Annotated in this window: 24 protein-coding genes; 15 read left to right on the top strand and 9 right to left on the bottom strand. The window is 65.0% G+C overall.

Annotation, left to right across the window (positions count from 1 at the left end; translation table 11 throughout):
* Window position 1: 1 nt before the first annotated feature.
* The gene (locus AAEO60_RS13345; RefSeq protein ID WP_341674203.1) at window positions 2-748 is read left to right on the top strand and encodes a glycerophosphodiester phosphodiesterase family protein; all 747 of its coding nucleotides are present in this window, start codon (window positions 2-4) and stop codon (window positions 746-748) included.
* Between the two features lie 10 nt (window positions 749-758).
* Complete coding sequence (locus AAEO60_RS13340) at window positions 759-1,895, top strand: GNAT family N-acetyltransferase (protein WP_341674201.1); 1,137 nt, start codon at window positions 759-761, stop codon at window positions 1,893-1,895.
* Here AAEO60_RS13340 and AAEO60_RS13335 read toward each other — a convergent pair whose 3' ends face one another.
* Window positions 1,896-2,228 (bottom strand): SEL1-like repeat protein, encoded by a 333-nt coding sequence (locus AAEO60_RS13335; RefSeq protein WP_341674200.1) that lies wholly within the window; start codon window positions 2,226-2,228, stop codon window positions 1,896-1,898.
* A gap of 293 nt (window positions 2,229-2,521) precedes the next feature.
* Here AAEO60_RS13335 and dksA point away from each other — a divergent pair, with 293 nt between their 5' ends.
* From dksA to AAEO60_RS13300, 7 genes are all read left to right on the top strand, one after another.
* Window positions 2,522-2,980 (top strand): RNA polymerase-binding protein DksA, encoded by a 459-nt coding sequence (gene dksA, locus AAEO60_RS13330; protein ID WP_341674199.1) that lies wholly within the window; start codon window positions 2,522-2,524, stop codon window positions 2,978-2,980.
* 141 nt (window positions 2,981-3,121) lie between these two features.
* On the top strand, window positions 3,122-3,469 hold the full coding sequence (locus AAEO60_RS13325; RefSeq protein ID WP_341674198.1) for a PilZ domain-containing protein: 348 nt from the start codon (window positions 3,122-3,124) through the stop codon (window positions 3,467-3,469).
* 50 nt (window positions 3,470-3,519) lie between these two features.
* On the top strand, window positions 3,520-5,004 hold the full coding sequence (locus AAEO60_RS13320) for an ABC transporter substrate-binding protein (protein ID WP_341674197.1): 1,485 nt from the start codon (window positions 3,520-3,522) through the stop codon (window positions 5,002-5,004).
* Window positions 5,005-5,025: 21 nt separating this feature from the next.
* Window positions 5,026-5,445, top strand: coding sequence for a DUF4112 domain-containing protein (locus AAEO60_RS13315; RefSeq protein ID WP_341674196.1), 420 nt, complete (start codon window positions 5,026-5,028; stop codon window positions 5,443-5,445).
* Between the two features lie 49 nt (window positions 5,446-5,494).
* Window positions 5,495-6,286 (top strand): tryptophan 2,3-dioxygenase, encoded by a 792-nt coding sequence (locus AAEO60_RS13310; protein WP_341674195.1) that lies wholly within the window; start codon window positions 5,495-5,497, stop codon window positions 6,284-6,286.
* Window positions 6,283-7,509 (top strand): kynureninase, encoded by a 1,227-nt coding sequence (gene kynU, locus AAEO60_RS13305; RefSeq protein ID WP_341674194.1) that lies wholly within the window; start codon window positions 6,283-6,285, stop codon window positions 7,507-7,509. Before AAEO60_RS13310 ends, kynU begins: the two co-directional genes overlap by 4 nt.
* Window positions 7,467-8,042 (top strand): hypothetical protein, encoded by a 576-nt coding sequence (locus AAEO60_RS13300; RefSeq protein WP_341674193.1) that lies wholly within the window; start codon window positions 7,467-7,469, stop codon window positions 8,040-8,042. The genes kynU and AAEO60_RS13300 overlap by 43 nt, the downstream gene beginning before the upstream one ends.
* Here the strand turns inward: AAEO60_RS13300 and AAEO60_RS13295 are convergent.
* Window positions 8,015-8,605: an HNH endonuclease gene (locus AAEO60_RS13295; RefSeq protein ID WP_341674693.1), complete on the bottom strand. Its 591-nt coding sequence runs from the start codon at window positions 8,603-8,605 to the stop codon at window positions 8,015-8,017. The genes AAEO60_RS13300 and AAEO60_RS13295 overlap by 28 nt on opposite strands.
* 143 nt (window positions 8,606-8,748) lie before the next feature.
* Between AAEO60_RS13295 and gluQRS the strand changes: the two genes are divergently transcribed.
* The 4 genes from gluQRS to AAEO60_RS13275 all read left to right on the top strand — a co-directional run bounded on the left by gluQRS (window position 8,749) and on the right by AAEO60_RS13275 (window position 10,893).
* Window positions 8,749-9,606, top strand: coding sequence for a tRNA glutamyl-Q(34) synthetase GluQRS (gene gluQRS / locus AAEO60_RS13290; RefSeq protein WP_341674192.1), 858 nt, complete (start codon window positions 8,749-8,751; stop codon window positions 9,604-9,606).
* Window positions 9,603-9,830 (top strand): hypothetical protein, encoded by a 228-nt coding sequence (locus tag AAEO60_RS13285; protein ID WP_341674191.1) that lies wholly within the window; start codon window positions 9,603-9,605, stop codon window positions 9,828-9,830. Before gluQRS ends, AAEO60_RS13285 begins: the two co-directional genes overlap by 4 nt.
* 101 nt (window positions 9,831-9,931) lie before the next feature.
* Window positions 9,932-10,498, top strand: a complete 567-nt coding sequence (locus AAEO60_RS13280; RefSeq protein WP_341674190.1) for a cob(I)yrinic acid a,c-diamide adenosyltransferase — start codon at window positions 9,932-9,934, stop codon at window positions 10,496-10,498.
* Between the two features lie 53 nt (window positions 10,499-10,551).
* Complete coding sequence (locus AAEO60_RS13275; RefSeq protein ID WP_341674189.1) at window positions 10,552-10,893, top strand: hypothetical protein; 342 nt, start codon at window positions 10,552-10,554, stop codon at window positions 10,891-10,893.
* Window positions 10,894-10,896: 3 nt separating this feature from the next.
* Here the strand turns inward: AAEO60_RS13275 and AAEO60_RS13270 are convergent, their stop codons facing one another.
* Together AAEO60_RS13270 and mutS are read right to left on the bottom strand one after the other, a co-directional pair.
* A complete protein-coding gene (locus AAEO60_RS13270; RefSeq protein WP_341674188.1) occupies window positions 10,897-11,310 on the bottom strand; it encodes a YidH family protein in 414 nt (137 codons plus the stop codon).
* 47 nt (window positions 11,311-11,357) lie between these two features.
* Window positions 11,358-13,976: a DNA mismatch repair protein MutS gene (gene mutS / locus AAEO60_RS13265; protein ID WP_481125112.1), complete on the bottom strand. Its 2,619-nt coding sequence runs from the start codon at window positions 13,974-13,976 to the stop codon at window positions 11,358-11,360.
* 115 nt (window positions 13,977-14,091) lie between these two features.
* Here mutS and AAEO60_RS13260 point away from each other — a divergent pair, with 115 nt between their 5' ends.
* Window positions 14,092-16,356, top strand: coding sequence for an NADP-dependent malic enzyme (locus tag AAEO60_RS13260; RefSeq protein ID WP_341674186.1), 2,265 nt, complete (start codon window positions 14,092-14,094; stop codon window positions 16,354-16,356).
* Between the two features lie 14 nt (window positions 16,357-16,370).
* Here the strand turns inward: AAEO60_RS13260 and AAEO60_RS13255 are convergent, their stop codons facing one another.
* Entirely contained in the window at window positions 16,371-17,057 is a 687-nt protein-coding gene (locus tag AAEO60_RS13255) for an SDR family NAD(P)-dependent oxidoreductase (protein ID WP_341674185.1), read from the bottom strand.
* 58 nt (window positions 17,058-17,115) lie between these two features.
* Entirely contained in the window at window positions 17,116-17,829 is a 714-nt protein-coding gene (gene trmB, locus AAEO60_RS13250; protein WP_341674184.1) for a tRNA (guanine(46)-N(7))-methyltransferase TrmB, read from the bottom strand.
* Window positions 17,830-17,924: 95 nt separating this feature from the next.
* Here trmB and AAEO60_RS13245 point away from each other — a divergent pair, with 95 nt between their 5' ends.
* Entirely contained in the window at window positions 17,925-19,136 is a 1,212-nt protein-coding gene (locus tag AAEO60_RS13245; RefSeq protein ID WP_341674183.1) for a mechanosensitive ion channel family protein, read from the top strand.
* A gap of 86 nt (window positions 19,137-19,222) precedes the next feature.
* Here the strand turns inward: AAEO60_RS13245 and ctrA are convergent, their stop codons facing one another.
* The 3 genes from ctrA to AAEO60_RS13230 all read right to left on the bottom strand — a co-directional run bounded on the left by ctrA (window position 19,223) and on the right by AAEO60_RS13230 (window position 22,444).
* Window positions 19,223-19,918 carry a response regulator transcription factor CtrA gene (gene ctrA / locus AAEO60_RS13240; RefSeq protein ID WP_341674182.1) on the bottom strand — a complete coding sequence of 232 codons (696 nt, stop codon included), beginning with the start codon at window positions 19,916-19,918 and terminating at the stop codon, window positions 19,223-19,225.
* A 392-nt stretch (window positions 19,919-20,310) separates the two neighbouring features.
* Complete coding sequence (locus tag AAEO60_RS13235) at window positions 20,311-21,546, bottom strand: MFS transporter (RefSeq protein WP_341674181.1); 1,236 nt, start codon at window positions 21,544-21,546, stop codon at window positions 20,311-20,313.
* Between the two features lies 1 nt (window position 21,547).
* On the bottom strand, window positions 21,548-22,444 hold the full coding sequence (locus AAEO60_RS13230) for a beta-keto acid cleavage family enzyme (RefSeq protein WP_341674180.1): 897 nt from the start codon (window positions 22,442-22,444) through the stop codon (window positions 21,548-21,550).
* Window positions 22,445-22,470 lie beyond the last annotated feature (26 nt).

The raw sequence follows: 22,470 nt of genomic DNA, 5'->3' as shown, positions 1-22,470 counted from the left end.
CATGTCCAAGGCTGACAAGCTTCAGGCACTGGCAGCCTATGCCTATGCCCATCGCGGCCTGCACGACGCCGAGGTGCCGGAAAACTCCGTGGCCGCCTTTCGCGCGGCCATGGCCAGGGGCCTGGGCATCGAATGCGACGTGCGCAAGAGCAGTGATGGCCGCGCAATCGTGTTCCATGACAAGGACCTGGAACGGCTTACCGGTCGCAGCGGCGCATTGGGCCAGCGCTCGGTAGGCGACCTCACCTCCATCACCCTGACTGGCAGTGAAGAGACCATCCCGACCCTGCGCGACGTGCTCGACACGGTCGCCGGACAGGTGCCGCTGTTGCTGGAGATCAAGATCGACGGTGTCAGGCCGGTCGAGGCCTTGTGCCGCGCGGTGCGGCGTGACCTCGAAGGCTATGATGGTCCGGTCGGCGTGATGAGCTTCGATCTGCGCGTGCCCCAGTGGTTTGCCGCGCGCGAGGCGGACCTGCCATGCGGACTTGTGGTGACGGAGCAGAACGCCCGCACTTTCCTGTCATCGATGGCGCTGCGGCGCGCTGTCAGCAAGACCGCCGCTGACTTCCTCGCGCTCGATATCCGCGACTTGCCCAGCAAGATCTCCGCCAAGGCCCTGGCCCAGGGCAAACCGCTGTTTACCTGGACCGTGCGCAATGCCGAGCAGGCCAAGACCGCGCAGGAAGCAGGCGCCGTGCCGATCCTCGAAGCCGCAGGGGTAGCGGCTTGGGAGGCGGTCTCCTAGATTGGCCCCGATGGCCGAACCTGCGCTCACCGCCCGGATTGCTTCCTCAGTCGGCAGCGTCGATGCGGTCACCTGGGACCGGCTGGCGGGCAGCGACAATCCCTTCACCAGCCATGCCTTCCTGTCGCTCCTGGAAGATTCGGGCAGCGTCGGCCCCGGCTCCGGCTGGCTGCCTGCACCGCTCCTGCTCGAAAGCGAAGAGGGCAAGCTGGTGGGCGCGCTGCCGAGTTACCTGAAGGGCCATAGCCAGGGCGAATACGTGTTCGACCATGGCTGGGCCGATGCCTATGAGCGGGCGGGCGGCGAATACTATCCCAAGCTGCAGGTCTCCGTGCCTTTCACACCAGCCACCGGCCCGCGCTTGCTGGTGGAGGACGAACGCTACGCCTTCCCTTTGCTCCGCGCCGCCGAGCAGCTGGTCGCGCAGAACGGTTGGTCGAGCGCCCACGCGACCTTTGTCGAGTCGGTACAGCAGGACCTGTTCGAGGCGGCTGGCTGGCTGCGGCGTGAGGATATCCAGTTCCACTGGCTCAATCGCGACTATGCCAGTTTCGACGACTTCCTCGGCGAACTGACCAGCCGCAAGCGCAAGGACCTGCGCAAGGAACGCCGCGCGGCTTGCGAAGGCCTGGAGATCAAGGCGCTGTCCGGCGACGACATCCGTGCGGAGCATTGGGACGCCTTCTGGCTGTTCTACCAGGATACCGGCGCACGGAAGTGGGGCACACCATACCTGACCCGCGAGGCTTTCGACCTGATGGGCCAGCGCATGGGAGACAAGCTGCTGTTATTGCTTGCCTATGAGCATGGCTTGCCGATCGCAGGCGCGCTCAATTTCATCGGCGGAGAGGCGCTTTACGGACGCTATTGGGGGTGCCTTTCGGAACGCCGCTTCCTGCATTTCGAACTTTGTTATTACCGCGCCATCGATGCGGCGATCGAACGGGGACTGAAGCGGGTAGAGGCGGGCGCACAAGGCGGACACAAGCTGGCGCGGGGGTACGAACCGGTCGCTACCGTCTCCATGCATTACATCGCTGATCCGGGGTTCCGCGCAGCCGTCGCGGATTTCCTCGAACGCGAGCGGCAAGGGATTGCTGTCGACCAGGATTACCTGGCGGACCGCACGCCCTTCCGGAAAGCGTAGTTACGCGACGCAGACGTCCGACTGGCGCAGCCATTCGCGGGCACGGCGCTGGGCATCGGCGATTTCGATTGCCGTCATCTCGTCGGACACGTCAGCGCGGCACCAGGCAGCTGCTTCATGACCATGCGAGGCGGCAAGGTTGAACCACTTGTGCGCTTCGATCAGGTCGCAGTCCACGCCGTGGCTGCCGGTCGAATAGGCAACGCCGAGGTCGTAGTAGGCATTGGTGTCACCGTCCGCAGCAGCGGAAAGGCAGCGCGCCACCAGCATGTCCGCCCCCGAAACGTCGGCGGGCTGCACCTTGGCGAAAGTCTCAATCTTGGCGAGTTCCATTTTCGTAATCCCCCTAGTGTGTTGACCGGGACCCCAATTGCCCGGGTCCAGCATCGTGGACGAGCCGATGTTTTGACGAACGTGGTCAAGAATTGGTTAACGCGGCGGGGAAATTCTGCCTGAGCGCTGAATCCGGCAGGGCAATTTAGATTGCCGCTTGTGCCTGGAATGCCCTCGCCCTATAGGCCCGCCCGATCACGGCTTCGGCAGCCGCGCGAATAGATCCCAGCAAGAGCGGGACAGTCGGCGGTTGTTGTAGGAGAGGCCCTTCATTTGGGATTCGGAGCAATTGAATGGCAGCTGCCACGCATGACGACATCGACATCCTGGCCAAGGCCAAGCGGGCCCTGTCGGCGGACTACACGCCGAGCGAAGACGAAGAGTACATGTCCGAAAAGCAGCTGAACTATTTCCGCGTGCTGCTGCTGGAATGGAAGAAGTCCATCGTCGCTGCGTCCGAAAACACGTTACAGAGCCTGCAGGACGGCCCGATCCGCGAACCCGACCTCAATGACCGGGCTTCCAGCGAGACCGACTGGGGTATCGAACTGCGCACGCGTGACCGCCAGCGCAAGCTGATCTCCAAGATCGATGCTGCCATGCGCCGTATCGACCAGGGCGAATATGGCTGGTGCGAAGTCACGGGCGATCCGATCGGGCTCAACCGCCTGACCGCCCGCCCAATTGCCACCATGACGGTGGAAGCCCAGCAGGCGCACGAACGCCGCGAGAAGATCTCCCGCGACGACTGACCCGAAATGGGACAGTCCGGTCCACGAGCCCGATCTCTTAACGCATGATTAGCCATTCTGGCGGCATCTTGCTGGGGCACGTGAAACGCGGGCATGGTGCCCGCTCCAACCGGTTACGGTAGCAGGAAAATGAACGGCCCGATGAGCAATGTCGAAACACGCCAGGTCGATCGCGACAGCCTGTTCCTGCTCGCGCAGCTGCGCGTTGACGGGCAGGACCCGGTTTACCGGGTCAAGGTACGCAACCTTTCTTCAGGCGGGATGATGGCTGACGGCGACGTGCAGGTGCTGCGCGGCGCGCTGGTCGAGATCGAACTGCGCAATATCGGCTGGGTCGAAGGTACGGTCGCCTGGAAGCAGGGCAACCGCTTCGGCATCGCCTTTGTCGACGAGATCGACCCGCGCCTGGCCCGCGCGCCGGTTACGGGCTCCACCGTGCCGCACGATCCGGCCAGCAACGATCCCGACCGGAAGCTGCGCAAGATCTGATCGACCTGCGTAGTTGATGCGGCCGACGCCTCGCCCTATTCGGGCGGGCGATGAAGCTTTCGATCCTCCCGCTTTGCCTTGCGCTGCTCGCTGGCCTCACCGCTTGCGGTTCGAGCGATGAAGGCGAACTGGATATTGCCCTGATCGGCGACGAGGACGCCGTCCTCACCAGCGGCCTGCGGCTTTCCGGGCCGGCCCAGCACGTGCGCGGTGCGACGCAGACCGGGCTGGTCACCCTGAATGCGCAAGGCGAAGTCGTGCCCGCCATTGCCGAAACCTGGCTGCCGACCGATGACGGACTGAGCTACATTTTCCGCCTGCGCGAAACGACCTGGCCCGATGGCGAGCCGATGACGGCGGCAAGCGTGCGCGAGGCGCTGGAGGACGCGCTGGAGGGGCTCGAAGGCACCTCGCTCGGCCACGACCTTGCGCTGGTCGAGGATGTGCGGGCCATGGCCGGACGCGTTATCGAGATCCGGCTATCCACCCCTGAACCTTACCTGCTGCAGTTGCTGGCCCAGCCCGAGCTGGCGCTTCGCCAGCCTGGCGGCGAGACCGGACCCATGTCGTTGGTCCGCCGGGAGGAAGGCGATATCACGCTGGAACTGAAACCACCGCTGGCGCGCGGGTTGCCGGATAGAGAAGACTGGCAGGATGACGTGCGCTTGCTGCGGCTGCACCTGCGCACGGCTGCCGATGCCATCGCCATGTTTGATGATGGCGACGTGCAGCTGGTGCTCGGCGGCACGCTCGGTGACCTGCCGCTGGTGGAGACCGGGCCGCTGTCTTCGGGAACCTTGCAGATCGACACGACTTTCGGCCTTTTCGGCTTGCAGGTGCGCAGCGAAGAGGGCCTGCTGAGCAACGACGGCGTGCGCGAAGGACTGGCCATGGCGATTGACCGGCAGGCCTTGCTGGAACGCTACAATATCGGCGGCTGGGTGCCCACGACGCGCCCGGTATCTCCCGGCTTGCCCGGTGAACCCGGACTGGTGCGCGAACGCTGGGTGGACGAACCGATTGCCGACCTGCGGGCCGAGGCCACCGCGCGCATCGCCGCCTGGCGCGAGCAGTTCGACGAGGGCGATCTGTCACAGCCCGCAGTGGTAACCATCGCGCTCGAATCGGGGCCGGGCTGGAGCCGCTTCTACGAGGACCTGGCGCAGCAGCTGGCCAGCGTGGGCATTCGCCTGCAGCGGGTGGCCGACGCGCGCGAGGCGGACCTCGTGCTGGTCGACCGCGTGGCGCGCTATCCGGCCCCGCGCTGGTTTCTCAACCAGTTCAACTGCTCGCTGGAGCAGGGCCTGTGCGACGAAGGTGTCGATGCCGAGGTGGAACTGGCCATGGCCGAGCGCGACCCTGCCTTGCGGGCGCGCCGCCTGGCCCAGGCAGAGGCCGATCTGACGCTGGCAAATGTCTACATTCCAATAGGTTCGCCGCTCCGCTGGTCACTGGTGCGCGGCGGAGTCAATGGCTTCGAAGCCAACGTCTATGGCTTCCATCCCTTGCCGGAGATGGCCGAAATACCCAGATAACGGGCAAGGAGACCCGCTTTCATGACTGAAGACGTCCAGCGTCCACGCCCGATGACCGCCGACTTGCCGCTCGGCAGGGACCCGGTTTCGATCCGCCGCCGGATCGAGGCGATGGAGCAATTGCTCGAACGCAGCTTCGTGATTCCGGGGATCAACCGTCCTGTCGGTCTCGATGCCATTGTCGGCCTGGTGCCGGTGGTGGGTGACATCGTGGCCATGGGCCTGGGTGCCTATATCGTCTGGGAAGCGCGCAATCTCGGCCTGCCCAAGTGGAAACTGCTGCGCATGGCGGGCAATGTCGCCTTCGACAGCGCGGTGGGTGCCGTGCCGGTGGTGGGGGACCTGTTCGACTTCCTGTTCCGCTCCAACACCCGCAACCTGCGGATCGTGAAGCGGCACCTCGACAAGCACCACCCGGATAGCCGCGTGATCGAGGGTTAGTTCGCTGCAAATAGTTTCCATCGCGACCAGTCTGGCCTAGGACCGGGCCATGGCGCGCGACGTAACCTATTCCTCCTACCTCGACCTCGAGCGCATCCTGGCAGCGCAGCACCCTGCCTCGGACGCGCACGACGAGTTTCTCTTCATCATCGTCCACCAGGCGAGCGAGCTGTGGCTCAAGCTGTGCCTGCACGAGCTGGAAGCAGCGCGCGAGCTGGTGATTGCCGACGACCTTGGTCCCGCCTTCAAGATGCTCAGCCGGGTGGCGCAGGCGCAGCGGCAGCTGATTTCCAGCTGGGATGTGTTGGCGACAATGACCCCGCACGAGTACTCGCTGATCCGCCCGCACCTCGGCTCGTCGAGCGGCTTCCAGTCGGCGCAGTACCGCCTGATGGAGTTCATCCTCGGCGGCCGCAATCCGGACATGGTGACCATGCACGAGGCCACGCCTGAAGTGGCCGAGCGGCTGCGCGCGGAGCTGGCGCGGCCCAGCCTTTACGGCGAAGTCCTGCGGTTGTTGCGCAAGCGCGGACTCGCGATCCCCGATGGCGTGGTCGAAGGCGAGTTCAAGGGACCGCACAAGGCCATTCCCGAAGTCACCGAAGCATGGGCGCAGGTCTACCGCGACCCCAAGACCCATTGGGACCTCTACGAGCTGGCGGAGAAGCTGGTTGACCTCGAATACCACTTCCAGCGCTGGCGGTTCGGCCACCTCAAGACCGTCGAGCGCATCATCGGCTTCAAGACCGGCACCGGCGGCACGGCTGGCGTGCCTTACCTCGAAAGCGTGCTCAAGCTGGGCTTCTTCCCCGAACTGCTGGCGGTGAGGACCGAGCTGTGACGGACTGGGCTGCCGAAGCCGCAAGGCTCGATGCCGCTGATTCGCTGGCGAAGTGGCGGAACGAGTTTCTGCTCGACGAATCAGTGGCCTACCTCGACGGCAATTCGCTCGGCGCGCTGCCCAGGGCGACGTCGGCACGGATCGAGGATGTCATCCGCCGCGAATGGGGCGAGGGGCTTGTCACCAGCTGGAACGCTGCCGGCTGGATCGACCTGCCGGGCCGGATCGGCGCCAAGATTGCCCCGCTGATCGGCGCGCGGCCCGAAGAGGTGATCGCCTGCGACAGCGTCTCGGTTAACCTGTTCAAGCTGATCAGCGCCGCGCTCGCCATGCGGCCGGGGCGCAAGGTGGTACTGTCCGAGCCGGGCAATTTTCCAACTGACCTCTACATGATCGACGGCCTCGTGCAGCAGGGCCTCGCCGAACAGCGGCTGGCCGATCGCGCCGAGATCGAGGACGCGTTGGACGACGACGTCGCGCTGCTGCTGCTCACCCACGTGCACTACAAGACCGGCGAGGTGTTCGACATGCAGCGCCTGACCGAAGCCGCCCACGAAGCTGGCGCGCTGGTGCTGTGGGACCTGTCGCACTCGACCGGCGCGGTGCATGTCGACCTCGAGGAAGCGGGCGCCGACTTCGCCGTGGGCTGCGGCTACAAGTACCTCAATGGCGGCCCCGGCGCGCCGGCCTTCGCCTATGCCGCCTTCCGCCACCAGGAGGTGCTGCAGCAACCGCTCAGCGGGTGGATGGGCCACAAATCGCCCTTCACCTTCGTCGACCACTACGAGCCAGCACCGGGTATCGAAAAGATGCTGGCCGGCACCCCGCCGATCGTCTCGATGAGCGCGCTGGAGGTGGGCGTGGACCTGATCGCCGCCATCGGCGTGGACGCGCTGGTCACCAAGTCGCGCGCACTGTCCGAATTCACCCGCGCGGCCATGGCCGAGGTCGTGCCCGAGCTGCCCTGCGTCTCGCCCGAAGACCCGGCGGCGCGCGGCAGCCAGCTTTCCTACCGGCACGACCACGCCTACGAACTGTGCCAGGCGCTGATAGCCCGCAAGGTCATCGGCGACTTCCGCGCGCCGGACCTGCTACGCCTCGGCTTCGCCCCCGCCTATGTCCGCTTCGCCGACTGCTGGCGCGTGGTGAGCGAATTGCGCGATATTCTCGACAGCGGGGAATGGCGCAGGCCGGAGTACGCGGCGCGGGCGGCGGTGACTTGATCGAGACACTCAAGATCGTTGGTTTCAGCATGCTGACCGCTGTGCTCTACGGCGTAGCGCACGACATGGTGACCGCACACCTCAGCCTTGAATACTTCACCGTGGCACACCCTCCGCTAATCTCGACAGAGAACCCTGTGCTCCTTGCGCTTGGCTGGGGCGTGGCGACGACATGGTGGGTGGGACTGATTCTCGGCGTAGCGCTTGCCTTGGCCAGCCGCGCGGGCAGTCGGCCTGTTCTGGCGCTGGCCGATGTGCGTCGCAGTATCGTAAGGCTGATGCTGGTCTCTGCCATTACCGCGGTGTTAGCTGGTCTTGTCGGAGTGGCTTTGGCAATCGCCAGCGAGCCGCCAATCGGTATGTGGGCCGAAATGATCGCGCCCGACCGGCAGGCGCGCTTTGCCGGGGCCTTGTTCGCACACAGCGCCAGTTACCTGGTCGGCTGCATTGGCGGGATCGTGATCTGCGTGGCGGCATGGCGCAAGCGCGGTTCTGCACTGCCGCCTCACTCCTCCAGCTCGATGTCCCAGTAGAGCCAGTCGCGCCAGGTCTCGTGGAGGTAGTTCGGCGGGAAGGCCTTGCCCTGCTGTTGGAGCTGCCATGAAGTCGGACGGATCGGCTCGACATGCAGGTGCATGTTCGCCTGCTTCGGCGTGCGCCCACCCTTCTTCATGTTGCATGGCGCGCAGGCCGTGGCGATGTTCTCCCACGTCGTCTTGCCGCCCAGTCGGCGCGGGATCACGTGATCGTAGGTGAGGTGCTGCTGGCTGCCACAATACTGGCAGGAGAACTTGTCGCGCAGGAACAGGTTGAAGCGGGTGAAGGCGGGAAACTGGCTCGGCTTCACATATTGCCGCAGGGCGATGACGCTGGGCACCTGCATGTCGAGCGATTGCGAATGCACCGCGCGGTCATAGCTTGCCACGATATCAACGCGCTCAAGGAAAATCGCCTTGATCGCCGTCTGCCACGGCCACAGGCTGAGCGGGTAGTAGGACAGCGGCGTGTAATCCGCGTTGAGCACCAGCGCGGGACAGCTTTCCAAGCTGCGCACGGGATCGTCATCTGCGCTGCGAAATCTCGCGGCCCGTTCGATCAGTTCGGCTTTGAACACGGTCTGGTGCCCTCCCTGATTGATCTGGAATGTGCACTTGCAGGGAAAAGCGTCAAGTCTGTTACAGACAGGCTATCCACAGGGATATTCACACGGGCAGGGCTGTGGCATGAGCCTTGCCAGCCATGATCGTCACCCGTTTCGCCCCCAGTCCCAATGGTCCGTTGCACCTCGGACATGCCTGGTCGGCCATTGTCGCGCATGATCTGGCGCGCAAGGCAGGCGGGCGTTTCCTGCTGCGGATCGAGGATATCGACGGCGCCCGCTCGCGCCCAGAACTGGCGGACGACTTCCGCCGCGACCTCGCATGGCTGGGGCTGGAATGGGAGGAAGTGCCGGCGCAATCCACCCGTCTGGGCAGCTACGAGGCAGCAGCGCAGCGCCTGCAGGACATGGGCCTGCTCTACCGCTGCACTTGCACACGGGCGGAGATCGCCGCGCTGGAGCCAGAGATCGGTCTCGAGGGCGCGATCTATCCCGGCACCTGCAAGGGCGAGAACTTCGATCCCTCCCGTCCTGCAGCGTTGCGGCTGGACTGCGAGGCGGCGCTCGAGGGCGCCGGCGACCTGTTCTGGGAAGACGAGAACGCCGGCACCATCGATGCCGTCCCTTGCCAGCTGGGTGACGTGGTGCTGGTGCGCAAGGATGCGCCCGCCAGCTATCACCTCGCCGCCACGCTGGACGATGCGGCCGACGGCGTGACGCTGGTGACTCGCGGGGAAGACCTGTTCATCGCCACCCATGTCCACCGGCTGCTGCAGGAACTGCTCGGCTTGCCGGTTCCCCGTTGGCACCACCACGGTCTGCTGCTGGGCGCAGACGGCAAGAAACTGGCCAAGAGCCGCCAGTCTGGCGAGCGCGGCTGGGGCCTTGCCGAGATGCGCGAGGCGGGAGAAGATGGACGCGCGCTTGCCGAAAGGCTGCGCATGGGCCAAATGCCGTGTGGCATTACCCGCTCACGCTTCCCACATGGTGGATCATGAATACATTCCTCACCATCCTGCTCATCATCTTTGCCATCATGGCAGCTGTCTCGCTGGTGCGCGGCATTGTCGCCTTCCTGCAGACGACCAAGATCGACCTGGAAAGCGGCGGAGAAAACTCCAAGGCGCTGATGGAGGCCCAGAACCGCGCCATGTTCTCGCGCATCAAGTACCAAGCCCTGGCGATTGCCGTCGTGGCCGTGCTGCTCCTGATCAATAGGTAGTCTGGGCGCGTCGTCCCGGACTTGATCCGGGACCTCCATCCGCTAGGTCCGGCGTGACTGAGACAGATCCCGGTTCAAGTCCGGGATGACGGAGTGCTGGCATGGTAAAGCTCAACAAGATCTACACGCGGACGGGTGACGACGGGACCACGGGACTCGTCGACGGCTCGCGGCTGCCCAAGCACGCGGCGCGGATGCAGGCTGTCGGCGATGTCGATGAAGCCAATGCTGCCATCGGCATAGCTGCCGTGATTGCCGAGGGCGACCTGCGCGCCGACCTTGTGCGGCTGCAGAACGACCTGTTCGATCTCGGCGCTGACCTCGCCAAGCCCGGCGACGATTTCGAGCCGTCCGAAATGGTGCTGCGGATCGTGCCGGCGCAGGCCAGCTGGATTGAGGCGCGGATCGACGCGCTCAACACCGCACTCGAGCCGCTGACCAGTTTCGTCCTTCCCGGCGGCAGCGAGCTGGCCGCGCGGCTGCACGTGGCCCGCACAGTCGCCCGCCGTGCCGAACGGTCCATGACCGCCATTGCCGAAAAGGACGCCGTCAACCCGGCCGCGCTCGCCTTCATCAATCGCTTGTCAGACTACCTCTTCACCGCCGCCCGCGTCGCCAATGATGGCGGCAAGGACGATGTCCTCTGGACGCCGGGCGCCAACCGCTAGGCCTCGGAACAAGCCTCCTTGCTCGCCCGTTGGTGAGGCAAAGGAGATTATTGATGAGCAATTCCAAGGCAGAAAGCCCCGAAGCGCGTCAGGTGAACCTCGCCCCGGAGACCCACAACGACGAGCAGGACGAGCACCTGATGCAGGCGCAGGCCGTGTCGGCCGAAGCGCGCCGCACGACCGTGACCACGCATATGCCGACCGAAAGCGAAAAAGATGATGGCGGCATCACCCTGCTCAACATGTCGAAACAGGATACCGTCGATCACATGCGCGACATGGAAAGTTCCGGCCGTATCGACATGGACGCCTATGCCGGTGAACCGAACCACGATGACGACGAGGGCAAGTACGGCAAGGCGAGGAAGCCCGATGTCGACCTGCCGTCCGACTGATCGCTAGTTGCCTCCCAAGGTGCCATCGTTGAGAAGCCAGAGACCGGCAGTCAGCAATATCGAGCCTCCTGCCACACAAAACGCCAGCAGCCGGAAATTGGGCGCTCCCAGCGCGGCGATCTTGTGCGTGCTCAGCCGCTCATAGGTCTTCACTGCACGGTGTTGCGCCAGCAAGGCAAGCCAGCCGCCGGCAAGGATAAAGACCGTCGCGATAGCGCGCGCCAGCCACGGCGGCTCGAAATCGCCAAACACCGCCCGGAAGCCAAGCCCGATGCCGATCGCGGCGAATGATGTTCGGATCCACCCGGCGAAGGTTCGCTCCATCGCCATGATATTACGATCCTCGGCAAGATCCGTGCGCGTTTCGGCCCAGTGGGTCGTCTTGTCGCAATCTTCCGGGGGATCGTCCTGCGCCATGGCCGCAACCTAGCCGATTTTCGGCGGGCGACCAAACCACGCGCGGTTCAATGTTCCTCGGCCTGCCGCTTCAACTGGTAGAGCAGTTCCATGGCCTCGCGCGGGGTCAGAGCATCGACATCGAGGGCCTGCAGTTCCTCGCGCAACAGGTCGCGGTCTTCATCCGCCTCTTCCGCCACGGCAGCAAACAGCGGCAACTCACCAAGGCCCGCTGCCAGCCCGCCGGTTTCAGCGCGGCCCTTCTCCAGCCTGTCGAGGACCGACTTGGCCCGCCTGACCACTTGCGGGGGCACACCCGCCAGCTTGGCCACGGCGAGTCCGTAGGAGCGGTCCGCCGCGCCTTCGGCCAGTTCGTGCAGCAGCACGAGGGCGCCCTTCCATTCCTTCGCCCGCACATGGTGCAGCGACAGCGCCTCGCAGGTCTCCGCCAGCCGCGCCATCTCGTGATAGTGCGTGGCAAACAGGCAGCGGCTCTTGTTGGTCTCGTGGATCGCCTCGGCCACGGCCCATGCCAAGGCGAGGCCGTCGTAGGTGGAGGTGCCGCGTCCGACTTCGTCGAGGATGACGAAGCTGCGCTCGCCCGCCTGCGACAGGATTGCTGCGGTCTCCACCATCTCGACCATGAAGGTGGAGCGTCCGCGGGCAAGGTTGTCCGACGCGCCGACGCGGCTGAACAGCTGGTCGACCAGGCCGATGTTCGCGGCGCGGGCGGGGACATAGCCGCCCGCCTGTGCCAGCAGCACGATCAGCGCGTTCTGGCGCAGGAAGGTCGACTTGCCGCCCATGTTGGGGCCGCCGACCAGCCACAGGCGGTCGCGCTGTGACAGCGCGCAGTCGTTGGCGACGAACCGCTCGCCCTGCGCGGCCAGCGCCGCTTCGACTACCGGATGCCGCCCGCCTTCGATGGCGAGCACGGGTTCGTCGGTGACGTTAGGGCGGCACCATTCGCCGTCGCTCGCGCGCTCGGCCTGGCCCGCCGCGACGTCGAGCCGCGCCAACGCCGCCGCGGTCGCTGCAATCGCCTCGCGCCGCGCCGAAACCCTCTCTACGAACTCCTCGAAATGCGCTTCTTCTGCTGCCAGCGCGTGCCCGCCCGCCTCGGCGATGCGGTTGGCTTCCTCGTGCAGGTGCAGCGAGTTGAAGCGCGCGGCGTTGGCCATTGTCTGGCGATGGGTGAAGCCGGAATCCTGCGCCATCAGCTTGTCGGCGTGCTTGCTCGGCACTTCGATGAAATAGCCGAGCACGCCATTGTGCTTGATCTTGAGCGAGGGGGTGCCCGTCTCCTCGCGGTAGCGCGCCTCCAGCGCGGCAATCGCGCGGCGGGCATTGCCGGAGGTGTCGCGCAGGTCATCCAGCGCTGCGTCGTAGCCCTCGGCGATATAGCCGCCGTTCTGCCGCTCGGTCGGCGGGGAGGGCACCAGCGCGCGGCTCAGCAGGTCGGTCAGTTCGCCGTGTCCGGTGAGGTGCGGCAACAGGGCGTCGAGCAGGGCAGGCCGGTCTGGCTGGCCTTGCAGCACTCCATGGATGCGGCGCGCTTCGTTGAGGCCGTCGCGCACTTGCCCCAGATCACGCGGGCTGCCGCGACCGGCGACGATGCGGCCCAGCGCACGGCCAATGTCGGGCAGGCTTCGCAGCAGTCCGCGCAGGTCTGCCCGCAGCAAGGGATCGGCAAGAATGAAGCTGACCAGCGCCAGTCGTTCCTCGATCGCAGCACGGTCTGCCAGCGGGGCGGCGAGGTCTTCGGCTAACTGCCGTGCTCCTGCACCCGTCACGCAGCGGTCGATGGCAGCGATCAGGCTGCCGGTGCGCGTGCCTTGCTGGCTGGAAAGGATTTCCAGGCTGGCGCGCGTTGCCTCGTCCATGGCCATGTGTTCGCCGCTGGCGCGGGCCTGCGGCGGCAGCAGCAGCGGCAAGGAGCCGCGTCCGGCATGTTCGAGATAGGCCACCAGCCCGCCTGCTGCGGCGAGCATGGCGCGGCTGAATTGGCCGAAGCCGTCGAGCGTCGCCACGCCGTGGACCCTCTTCAGCCGGGCCTCGCCAGCATCGCTGGCAAAGTCGCCACGCGGACGCACCACCGCATCCGGCTGCGCTTCGCTCCAGCCTTCGGGCACCACCACTTCGCTCGCCCCGATCCGGGCCAGCACAGCGGGCAAGCGTTCGGGCGGGCATTCTTCCAGCGTCATCGCCCCGGTCGAGATGTCGCATGCCGCCACGCCGCAAGTGTCACGCACGTCGCAGACGGCAGCCAGGACGTTGGCGCGGCGCGGTTCCAGCAGGGCTTCCTCGGTCAGCGTGCCTGCGGTGACAAACCGCACGATATCGCGCTTCACCAGCGCCTTCGACACCGGAGAACCTTCGCGCCTGGCGCGTTCCTTGGCTTCGTCGGGCGTTTCCACCTGCTCGGCAATCGCCACCCGGCAGCCCGCCTTGATCAGCCGCGCGAGGTATCCTTCCGCCGCGTGCACCGGCACACCGCACATGGGCACCGGTTCTCCGCCGTGTTCGCCGCGCGTGGTCAGCGCGATATCGAGCACGCCCGCAGCTGTTTTCGCGTCGTCGAAGAACAGCTCGAAGAAGTCGCCCATGCGGTAGAACAGCAGGCAATCGCCGGCCTCCGACTTGAGGTCGAAATATTGCGCCATCATGGGAGTTGCAGTGCCGGCCATGGAGAGAGCGGGACTAGCCTCGTGCGCGCCGATTCGGGAAGGGCGGGCGAGCCGCTTTCCCCTATCGCAGCAGGAAAACCCGCTCTATGGTCCGCGCAGCAGAAGGGGATCACGCGTGGCCGAAGAGAAGAATTCCAGTTTCACCGAGCGCGAGGCGCTGTTCTACCACGAGGCTATCCGGCCGGGTAAGATCGAGATCATCGCCTCCAAGCCGATGACCACCCAGCGCGACCTGAGTCTGGCCTATTCACCCGGCGTCGCTGTTCCGGTGCAAGCCATTGCCGACGATCCTGCCAACGCGGCCCGATATACGGCCAAGGCCAACCTGGTGGCGGTGATTTCCAACGGCACGGCGATTCTTGGCATGGGCAACCTCGGCGCGCTGGCATCGAAGCCGGTGATGGAAGGCAAGGCCGTGCTGTTCAAGCGCTTCGCCGACGTCGATTCCATCGATATCGAGCTCGACACCGAAGACCCGGAAAAGTTCATCGAGGCGGTCGCGCTGATGGAGCCGACCTTCGGCGGCATCAACCTGGAAGACATCGGCGCTCCCGCTTGCTTCATCATCGAGCAGGCCCTGCGCGAACGGATGAACATTCCGGTCATGCACGATGACCAGCACGGCACGGCGATCATCACCGCCGCCGGCTTGCTCAACGCCTGTCACCTGACCAAGCGCGACATTGCCGATGTGAAGGTGGTGGTGAACGGTGCCGGCGCTGCCGCACTTGCCTGCACCGCGCTGATCAAGGCCATGGGCGTCAAGCACGAGAACGTCATCGTCTGCGACCGCAAGGGACCGATTTATCCGGGCCGCGAGGGCGTCGACCAGTGGAAGAGCGCCCACGCGGTGCCGACCGAACACCGCACGCTGGAAGAGGCGCTGAAAGGCGCGGACATCTTCCTCGGCCTGTCGGCCGCCGGTGCGCTCAAGCCCGAATGGGTGGCCGAAATGGCGGACCAGCCGATCATCTTCGCCATGGCCAACCCGACGCCGGAAATCATGCCTGACGAGGCCAAGGCCGTGCGTCCCGATGCCATCGTGGCGACCGGGCGCAGCGACTTCCCCAACCAGGTCAACAACGTGCTCGGTTTCCCCTTCATCTTCCGCGGCGCGCTCGACGTGCGGGCCACCGCGATCAACGAGGAAATGAAGGTCGCTGCCGCCCGCGCCATTGCCGAGCTCGCCCGCGAACGCGTGCCCGAGGAAGTGGCTGCCGCCTACGGCAAGAACCACCAGTTCGGCGTCGAATACATCATCCCCGCCCCCTTCGATCCGCGGCTGATGGAAGTGGTCTCTTCCGCCGTGGCCAAGGCGGCGATGGATTCGGGCGTGGCCCAGTCGCCGATTGAGGATTTCGACGAATACCGCCACAAGCTGAAAGCGCGCCTCAACCCCACGACTTCGGTGCTCACCCGCGTTTACGAGGACGCCAAGGCCAATCCCAAGCGCATGGTCTTCGCCGAAGCGGAAGAGGAAGTGGCGCTGCGCGCCGCCATCCAGTTCCGCGATTTCGGCTATGGCACGCCGATCCTTGTCGGCCGCACGGAGAAGGTGCGCGAGAAGCTGGTGGAACTGTCGGTGGACGATCCCGACAGCTTCGAGATCGCCAACTCGAATACCTACGAGAAGATCGAGCCGATGGTGGAGTACCTCTACAAGCGGCTCCAGCGGCGCGGCCATACCGAGCGCGACGTGCGCCGCATGGTCAACCAGGAACGCAACGTCTTTGCCGCCCTGCTGGTGGCCTTGGGCGAAGGCGACGGCATGATTACCGGCCTTACCCGGACCTTCAGCCAGACCGCGCGCGAGATCGGCCGCGTGCTCGATCACAAGCCGGGGCACACCCCGTTCGGCATGCACATGGTGATTGGCAAGAACCACACCACCTTCCTTGCCGATACGGTCATCAACGAGCGGCCGAGTTCCGAGCAACTGGCGCACATCGCCAAGGAAAGCGCCGCCGTTGCCCGGCGCATGGGTCACGAACCGCGCGTCGCCTTCCTGTCCTATTCCACCTTCGGTAACCCGCCGGGCCAGTGGCTGAGCAATATCCGCGATGCCGTGGCCATTCTCGACGCCGACGCGACGGTGAACTTCGAATACGAAGGCGAGATGGCACCGGATGCCGCGCTCAACGCCAAGGTCATGGCGCTCTATCCCTTCAGTCGCTTGTCCGGCCCCGCCAACGTGCTGATCATGCCCGGCCTGCAGTCCGCCAACCTTTCGGCCAAGCTGCTGCGCGAACTGTCCGGCGATACCACCATCGGCCCGCTGATGATCGGTTCGGAAAAGCCGGTGCAGATCGCCCCGATGACCTCGCTGGCACCCGACGTGCTGACGCTGGCCGTACTGGCGAGCGCGGGAGTCGTGGGTTAGGGGCGGCTAGCGGCTTACCACGGCACTTCGCTGCCGTCGTAGGCCAGGAAAGCGTGGCGCGGCGTGCCTTCGGCCTCGAGCAGGTCGAGCATGCCGTTGACGCTGGTCTCCACGTCGATCAGCCCGTTCGGCCCGCCCATGTCGGTGCGCACCCAGCCGGGATGCAGCGAGATCACACCCACGCCGCGCTCCTCGGCATGCTTGGCGAAGAGCGAACGCGCCAGCATGTTCTGCGATACCTTGGACAGGCGGTAGAGGTTCACGCCGCCTGACGAATCTGCGATCGAGCCCATCTTGCTCGACATCATTGCAATGGTGCCGCCCTTCTTCATCAGCGGCAGCAGGGTGAGGGCAGCCTGCGCCGGGGCGACGGCATTGGTCATCACGATATCGGCGACATTGTCGCGCGTGAGGTCCTCGAGGCCCTGTGCATCGCCGCCGTAAACGCCGGGGTTCATCACCAGCAGGTCGACTGACCCTTCGGCGCAGGCGCTGGCGAGGCCGGCCACGGCCTGTTCGTCGGTGACGTCGCATTTGACGATTTCGACAACCGGTGCATTCGCTTTCGCAACGTCGTGCAAGTCGGGGCTGGTGCTGCGTTCGGTGGCAATCACCTTGTAGCCGCGCCGGGCGAGTTCCTGCGTCAGTCCCAGCCCGAGGCCGCGCGAGGCGCCGATCACGATGGCGGTCTTGTCACTCATGCAAATGTCCTTTCATTCCTTTCGGGTCGAACGGGCAGAGGCAGGCTGCAGTTCCGACTTATTTCCGCCGGTAGCGGAAGTACCAGACCTCGTGCCCGTAGGTGTTGCGCGCCTTGTGCTCGTAGCGTGTCTCGGGCCAGCCGGAGGGGCGATTGCGGAAGCTGGCGGGGCCGTCGGTCACCCATTCGAAGGGGCCGGTGTCCGGGTCCATGAACCGCTGCATCACCATCAGTGCGTGGCGGACATAGACCGGGTGATCGGTGCCGAAGCGGAATTCGCCGCCGGGCTTCAGCTTGTCGGCAAACATCTGCACCGGGCCATCGTTCATCATCCGCCGCTTGGCATGCTTGGCCTTGGGCCAGGGGTCCGGGTGCAGCAGGTAGAGCATGGTCAGCGAGCCATCGGGGATGCGCGCCAGCACCTCCAGCGCGTCGCCATGGTGGATGCGCACATTGGCGAGCGTACCGTCACGTACATGGGTCAGCGCCTGGGCCACGCCGTTGAGGAAGGGCTCGGCGCCGATAAAGCCGTGGTCGGGCAGCAGGTCGGCGCGGTAAGCCATGTGTTCGCCGCCACCGAAGCCGATCTCGAAATGCAGCGGGCGGTCTTCCCCGAACAGCCGTTCTGCCGTGACGGGGCCTTCCGTCGGCACGGCGATCCGTGGCAGCAGGGTATCGACCAGCTCCTGCTGGGCCGCGCGCAGGGGTTTGCCCTGGCTGCGGCCATAGAGCCGGTTGAGCGTTGTCGGATCGCCGGGCTTATGCGCTGTCATGCGCGGCTCGCTAGAGCGGGTGGGCAGGCCTTGTCCAGTTCGCAAATGACCGGCGGGGTTGAGACATGCGACCGGCTTCGGCTAGGCGCGCGGCCATGGAACAGGCAATTGCTCTCTTCGAAGCCCAGCCGCCCTGGGCACAGACCGTCATTGCGCTGGCGGGGCTGGTGCTGGTCGCGCTGGCGGTCAACTACCTGCTCAAGCGGGTCCTGCTGCGGCTGGCCGCGCCCTTCCTCGACACCCGCAGCCTTACTGCCGACAAGGCCGCCTTCCGCCTCGCCACCGTTGCGCCGCTGCTGGTGGTGGCCAACGGTATCGAGCATGTTCCCAACCTGCCCGGGGCCCTGACCCTGCTGGTCCGCAACGTGGCCGAGGCCACGATCGTGCTGAGTGTCGCCATGGCGATCAGCAAGGCGCTGGACTACGTCGACGAGCTCTACCGCCGTCGGCCGGAGGCGGCCATGCGACCGATCAAGGGCTATGTGCAGGTCCTCAAGATCGCCATCTATTGCGGCGCGGCCATCCTCGGCATTTCGGCGCTGATCGAGCAGTCGCCGCTGCTGCTGCTGTCCGGCCTTGGCGCCATGGCCGCCGTGCTGCTGCTGGTGTTCAAGGACACTATCCTCTCGCTGGTCGCCTCGGTGCAGCTGACCAGCAACGACATGCTGCGCGTCGGTGACTGGATCGAGATGCCGGGCATGAATGCCGACGGCGACGTGATCGACATCGCGCTGCACACGGTGAAGGTGCAGAACTTCGACAAGACCATCACCACCATCCCCACGCACAGGCTGATCTCCGACAGCTTCCGCAACTGGCGCGGGATGAGTGAGAGTGGCGGCCGCCGCATCAAGCGGGCCTTGCCGCTGGACCAGAACTCGGTCCGCTTCCTGTCGGACGAGGAGGTCGACAATGTGCGCCGTTTCCGCCTGCTCACCGACTACCTCGAGGGCAAGGACAAGGAACTGGCCGAATGGAACGCGCGCGAACTTGGCGGCGACAGCAACCCGGTCAACGCGCGGCGGATCACCAACATCGGCACCTTCCGCGCCTATGTGATCGCTTACCTGCGCGCCCATCCGGAGCTGGAAGACAGGGGCTTCACCCTGCTGGTCCGCCAGCTGGCACCGACCCCGCAAGGCCTGCCGCTGGAGATCTACTGCTTCACCGGCACCACCGACTGGGGCGAGTACGAACGCATCCAGGCCGACATTTTCGACCACCTGCTGGCGATCCTGCCGGAGTTCGGCCTGCGGCTGTACCAGCAGCCGAGCGGGCTCGACCTGCAAGGCCTGCGGTCCGCCTAGTCACCGGATATCCTGCAAGAAAGCAAAACGGCCTGCCACCGTAAGGTAGCAGGCCGTTCGCAATCCCCCATTCGGGTACGTCAGTTTCAGGCAGCTTCCTGCTCTTCGTTCGGGTCGCGCAGTACGTAACCGCGGCCCCAGACGGTTTCGATGTAGTTCTCGCCCTGGCAGGCGCTCGAAAGCTTCTTGCGCAGCTTGCAGATGAACACGTCGATGATCTTCAGTTCCGGCTCGTCCATTCCGCCATAGAGGTGGTTGAGGAACATTTCCTTGGTCAGCGTGGTGCCCTTGCGCAGTGAAAGCAGCTCGAGCATCGCATATTCCTTGCCAGTCAGGTGGACGCGGGCACCGTCGACTTCGACGGTCTTGGCGTCGAGGTTCACCGCCAGCTTGCCGGTGCGGATGACCGACTGGCTGTGGCCCTTCGAGCGGCGCACGACGGCGTGGATACGGGCAACCAGCTCGTCGCGGTGGAACGGCTTGGTCACGTAGTCGTCGGCTCCGAAGCCGAACGAGCGAATCTTGGAGTCCATCTCGGCAATGCCGGAGAGGATCAGCACCGGCGTCTGCACCTTGGCGACGCGCAGCTTCTTGAGCACGTCGTAGCCATGCATGTCGGGCAGGTTCAGGTCGAGCAGGATGATATCGTAATCATACAGCTTGCCGAGGTCCAAACCCTCTTCGCCGAGATCGGTCGAGTAGACGTTGAACCCTTCGGTCGTGAGCATCAGCTCGATCGCCTTGGCGGTTGTCGGTTCGTCTTCGATCAGCAGAACGCGCATCGTATTACCCCTTCGTGTCCCCGTAGGATGGGCCCCCAACGGGAGCCGTTGCCTGGAATTAACCACGCCACTTCTCACCAAAAAAGGTTAATAAAGAGTTTCGCGCGTTAAGACTTTCCGTGTGAGTCTTTCGAGTCACACTGTTTGTTTTGCGTTCCGGCCTCCGCCGGAACGTCCTCGGTGCGGTTCTCTCCAGTCGGCTGCGCCTCCTTGCGAGGCACCTGCGGTCGCGCGGTCGCGCTTGCCCTTCGCTGCACGCGGGTTCGGGTGACAGCTGTTAAGGTGTGGGCGGGAAGTCATTAAGATCGGCGCCCCCGCCGCCCCTCTCGTCGCCCCGGACGTCCGGCCGTATTGGCAGGTTGCGGGGAGGGTCTCCGTATCAGTGGTGCGGCTCATGCCGCGGAGCGTGCCAAGTGCCCAACCGCGTACACTGCAAACGCCGCGAATGCCGCCGGGATTGCGAACAGCGACATCATCGTCGTTTCGGCTATACCAAGGACGAGGCCATAGCCGATTAGGACCGGAGCCACGATTGTACCCAGTCGGCTTACGCTCTTGGTCAGGCCAATGCCGAACGCCCGCAGGTCTTCAGGATAATAGGTCGCCAGCACATAATTGATGCCGCCATAGGCGCCCAGGAAGAAGAAGCCGCCGGTTGCCAGCATCGTCATCAGCAACCAGCCCGGCACCGTGGCGAGGAATTGCCCGACAAGGAAGAGCGTGACTGCGGCGATGATCAGGAATGCGCCGAGCACCCGGGTTCCGCCGAAGCGATCGATGAGTACGCCCACACCCAGTGCGGCGACTATCCCGCCAAGCGAGAAAATGGTCACCGAAAGTGCGGCGAACGACTGATCGCGGCCGACCTCGACCAGCAGCGTGGGGAGCCACGAACTGAGGCAATACTGGACCGTCAGCATCGAGATGAACATCAGCCAGAGCAGCAAGGTACCGCCGAGCATGCCGGGGGCGAGCACATCAAGGGGTCGCGAGGCGGTCTTTTCGGCCGCTGCGGAGTCAGGACCCTTGTCCGCGCCGCGCAGCCAGATCATCGCTGCCACTGCGGTTACCCCGGAAAGGGCGCCGACAAGAGCGATGGCAAGGCGCCAGCCGCCATTGTCGAGGAAGGCGGAAGCGAGGATGCCGGAGGCCGTCGCCCCCGATCCGTAGCCGGTGAAAAGCACCATGAGAGCCAGGCCGAGGCGGTGGGACGGCGCGACCTTGGTGACAATGGCAAGGCAGCTTGGCAGGCACCCGCCAAGGAAGATTCCGTCGATCAGGCGAAAGGCGAACAGCGACGAAGCATCCCACGAAACCGCCGTGGCAAATTGCGCCAGGCAAAATCCGAACACGGCCAGGATAATTGCGGCGGGATTGCCCAGCCGCCGTGCGATCAGGGGAAAGACCAGCAGGCCAATCGTCTGTCCGATCAGGTTGGCTGAAAATATCTGGCCAAGCGCCGCGGGACCCAACCCCAGCTCCGCCGAAATCTCCGGTGCCATGGGGCCAAGGACCGTGTGGATGAGGCCGTCGAGGAAGTAGATCGCGGTGCAAACGGCGATCGCTGCCAGGGCCTGTCTCGAGAACCGTGCAGGACCCCGGGCATCGCCAGCCACCGCCTTCGGCATGTCAGATGCCGAAACGCTCGCGCGCTTCCTCCACCGTGGCGGGTTCCATTCCGAACAGGGCCCCGATTTCGCGCGCCTTGGCGACCATCTCGTGGTTGTGCCTTGCCACCGTTCCGTCGGGCAGGTGGATCCCGTCCTCGAACCCCACGCGCACGAGATCGCACTGCATCGACAGGCCGAGCGTTATCATCTTGAACATGTCGCGCCCGGTGGAGGTCATTCCGAAAATCGCCTGCGGGAAGTAGCGCAGGCCTTCCTCGACATTGAACAGCAGGTTGCGGGTGATCGCCGGGACCGCGCCGAAGCCACCGCCGTGCAGCAGCCAGATGTTCTTGCGGTGCCTGTCGAACAGGCCTTCTTCGGCATAGCGCAGCAGGCGGTGGATTACGGTCGCTTCGACCACTTCGAACTCCAGCGCCGATCCGCGGGCATAGACTTCCTGGATGGTCGAGCGGAGGAATTCGGGCGAATTCACATAGGGTGTTTCCTTGTGATAGCCGCCTTCAGGGTGATAAAAGTCGGCGGAACCACCGGCGACACCGAACACGTCGGGCCGGGGTTCGATGTTGAGGAGCCCGAGTCGTTCCTCGTCACTCGGCCAGATGAAGCCGCCGGTCTTGGGATCACGCCGCACGCCGATCCCGTTGGTGGTCTGGACAAGGACCGGGCTACGCTTGCGGATTTCCGTGATGATTTCCGAATAGATTGCCGGATCGCCGGAGTTCTTTCCCTCGCGGTCCCGGGCATGAACATGCACCAGTGCTGCGCCTGCTTCGTAACACCGCGCTGCGGCCTCCCCCAGCTCCGCCGGCTGCTTGGGCACGATCGCGCCATCGCGGTCCTGCTGCATGCCCCCGTTCAGCGCCACCGTGATGATGAATTTGTTGCCAGCGAACATCCGTGTCTCCCCTGTCCGGGAGTGAT

The organism is Aurantiacibacter gilvus (assembly GCF_038289935.1).
Classification (GTDB): domain Bacteria; phylum Pseudomonadota; class Alphaproteobacteria; order Sphingomonadales; family Sphingomonadaceae; genus Alteraurantiacibacter; species Alteraurantiacibacter gilvus.
Note: the sequence above shows the minus strand (reverse complement) of the source record. Positions and strands in the feature narration are given on the sequence as shown.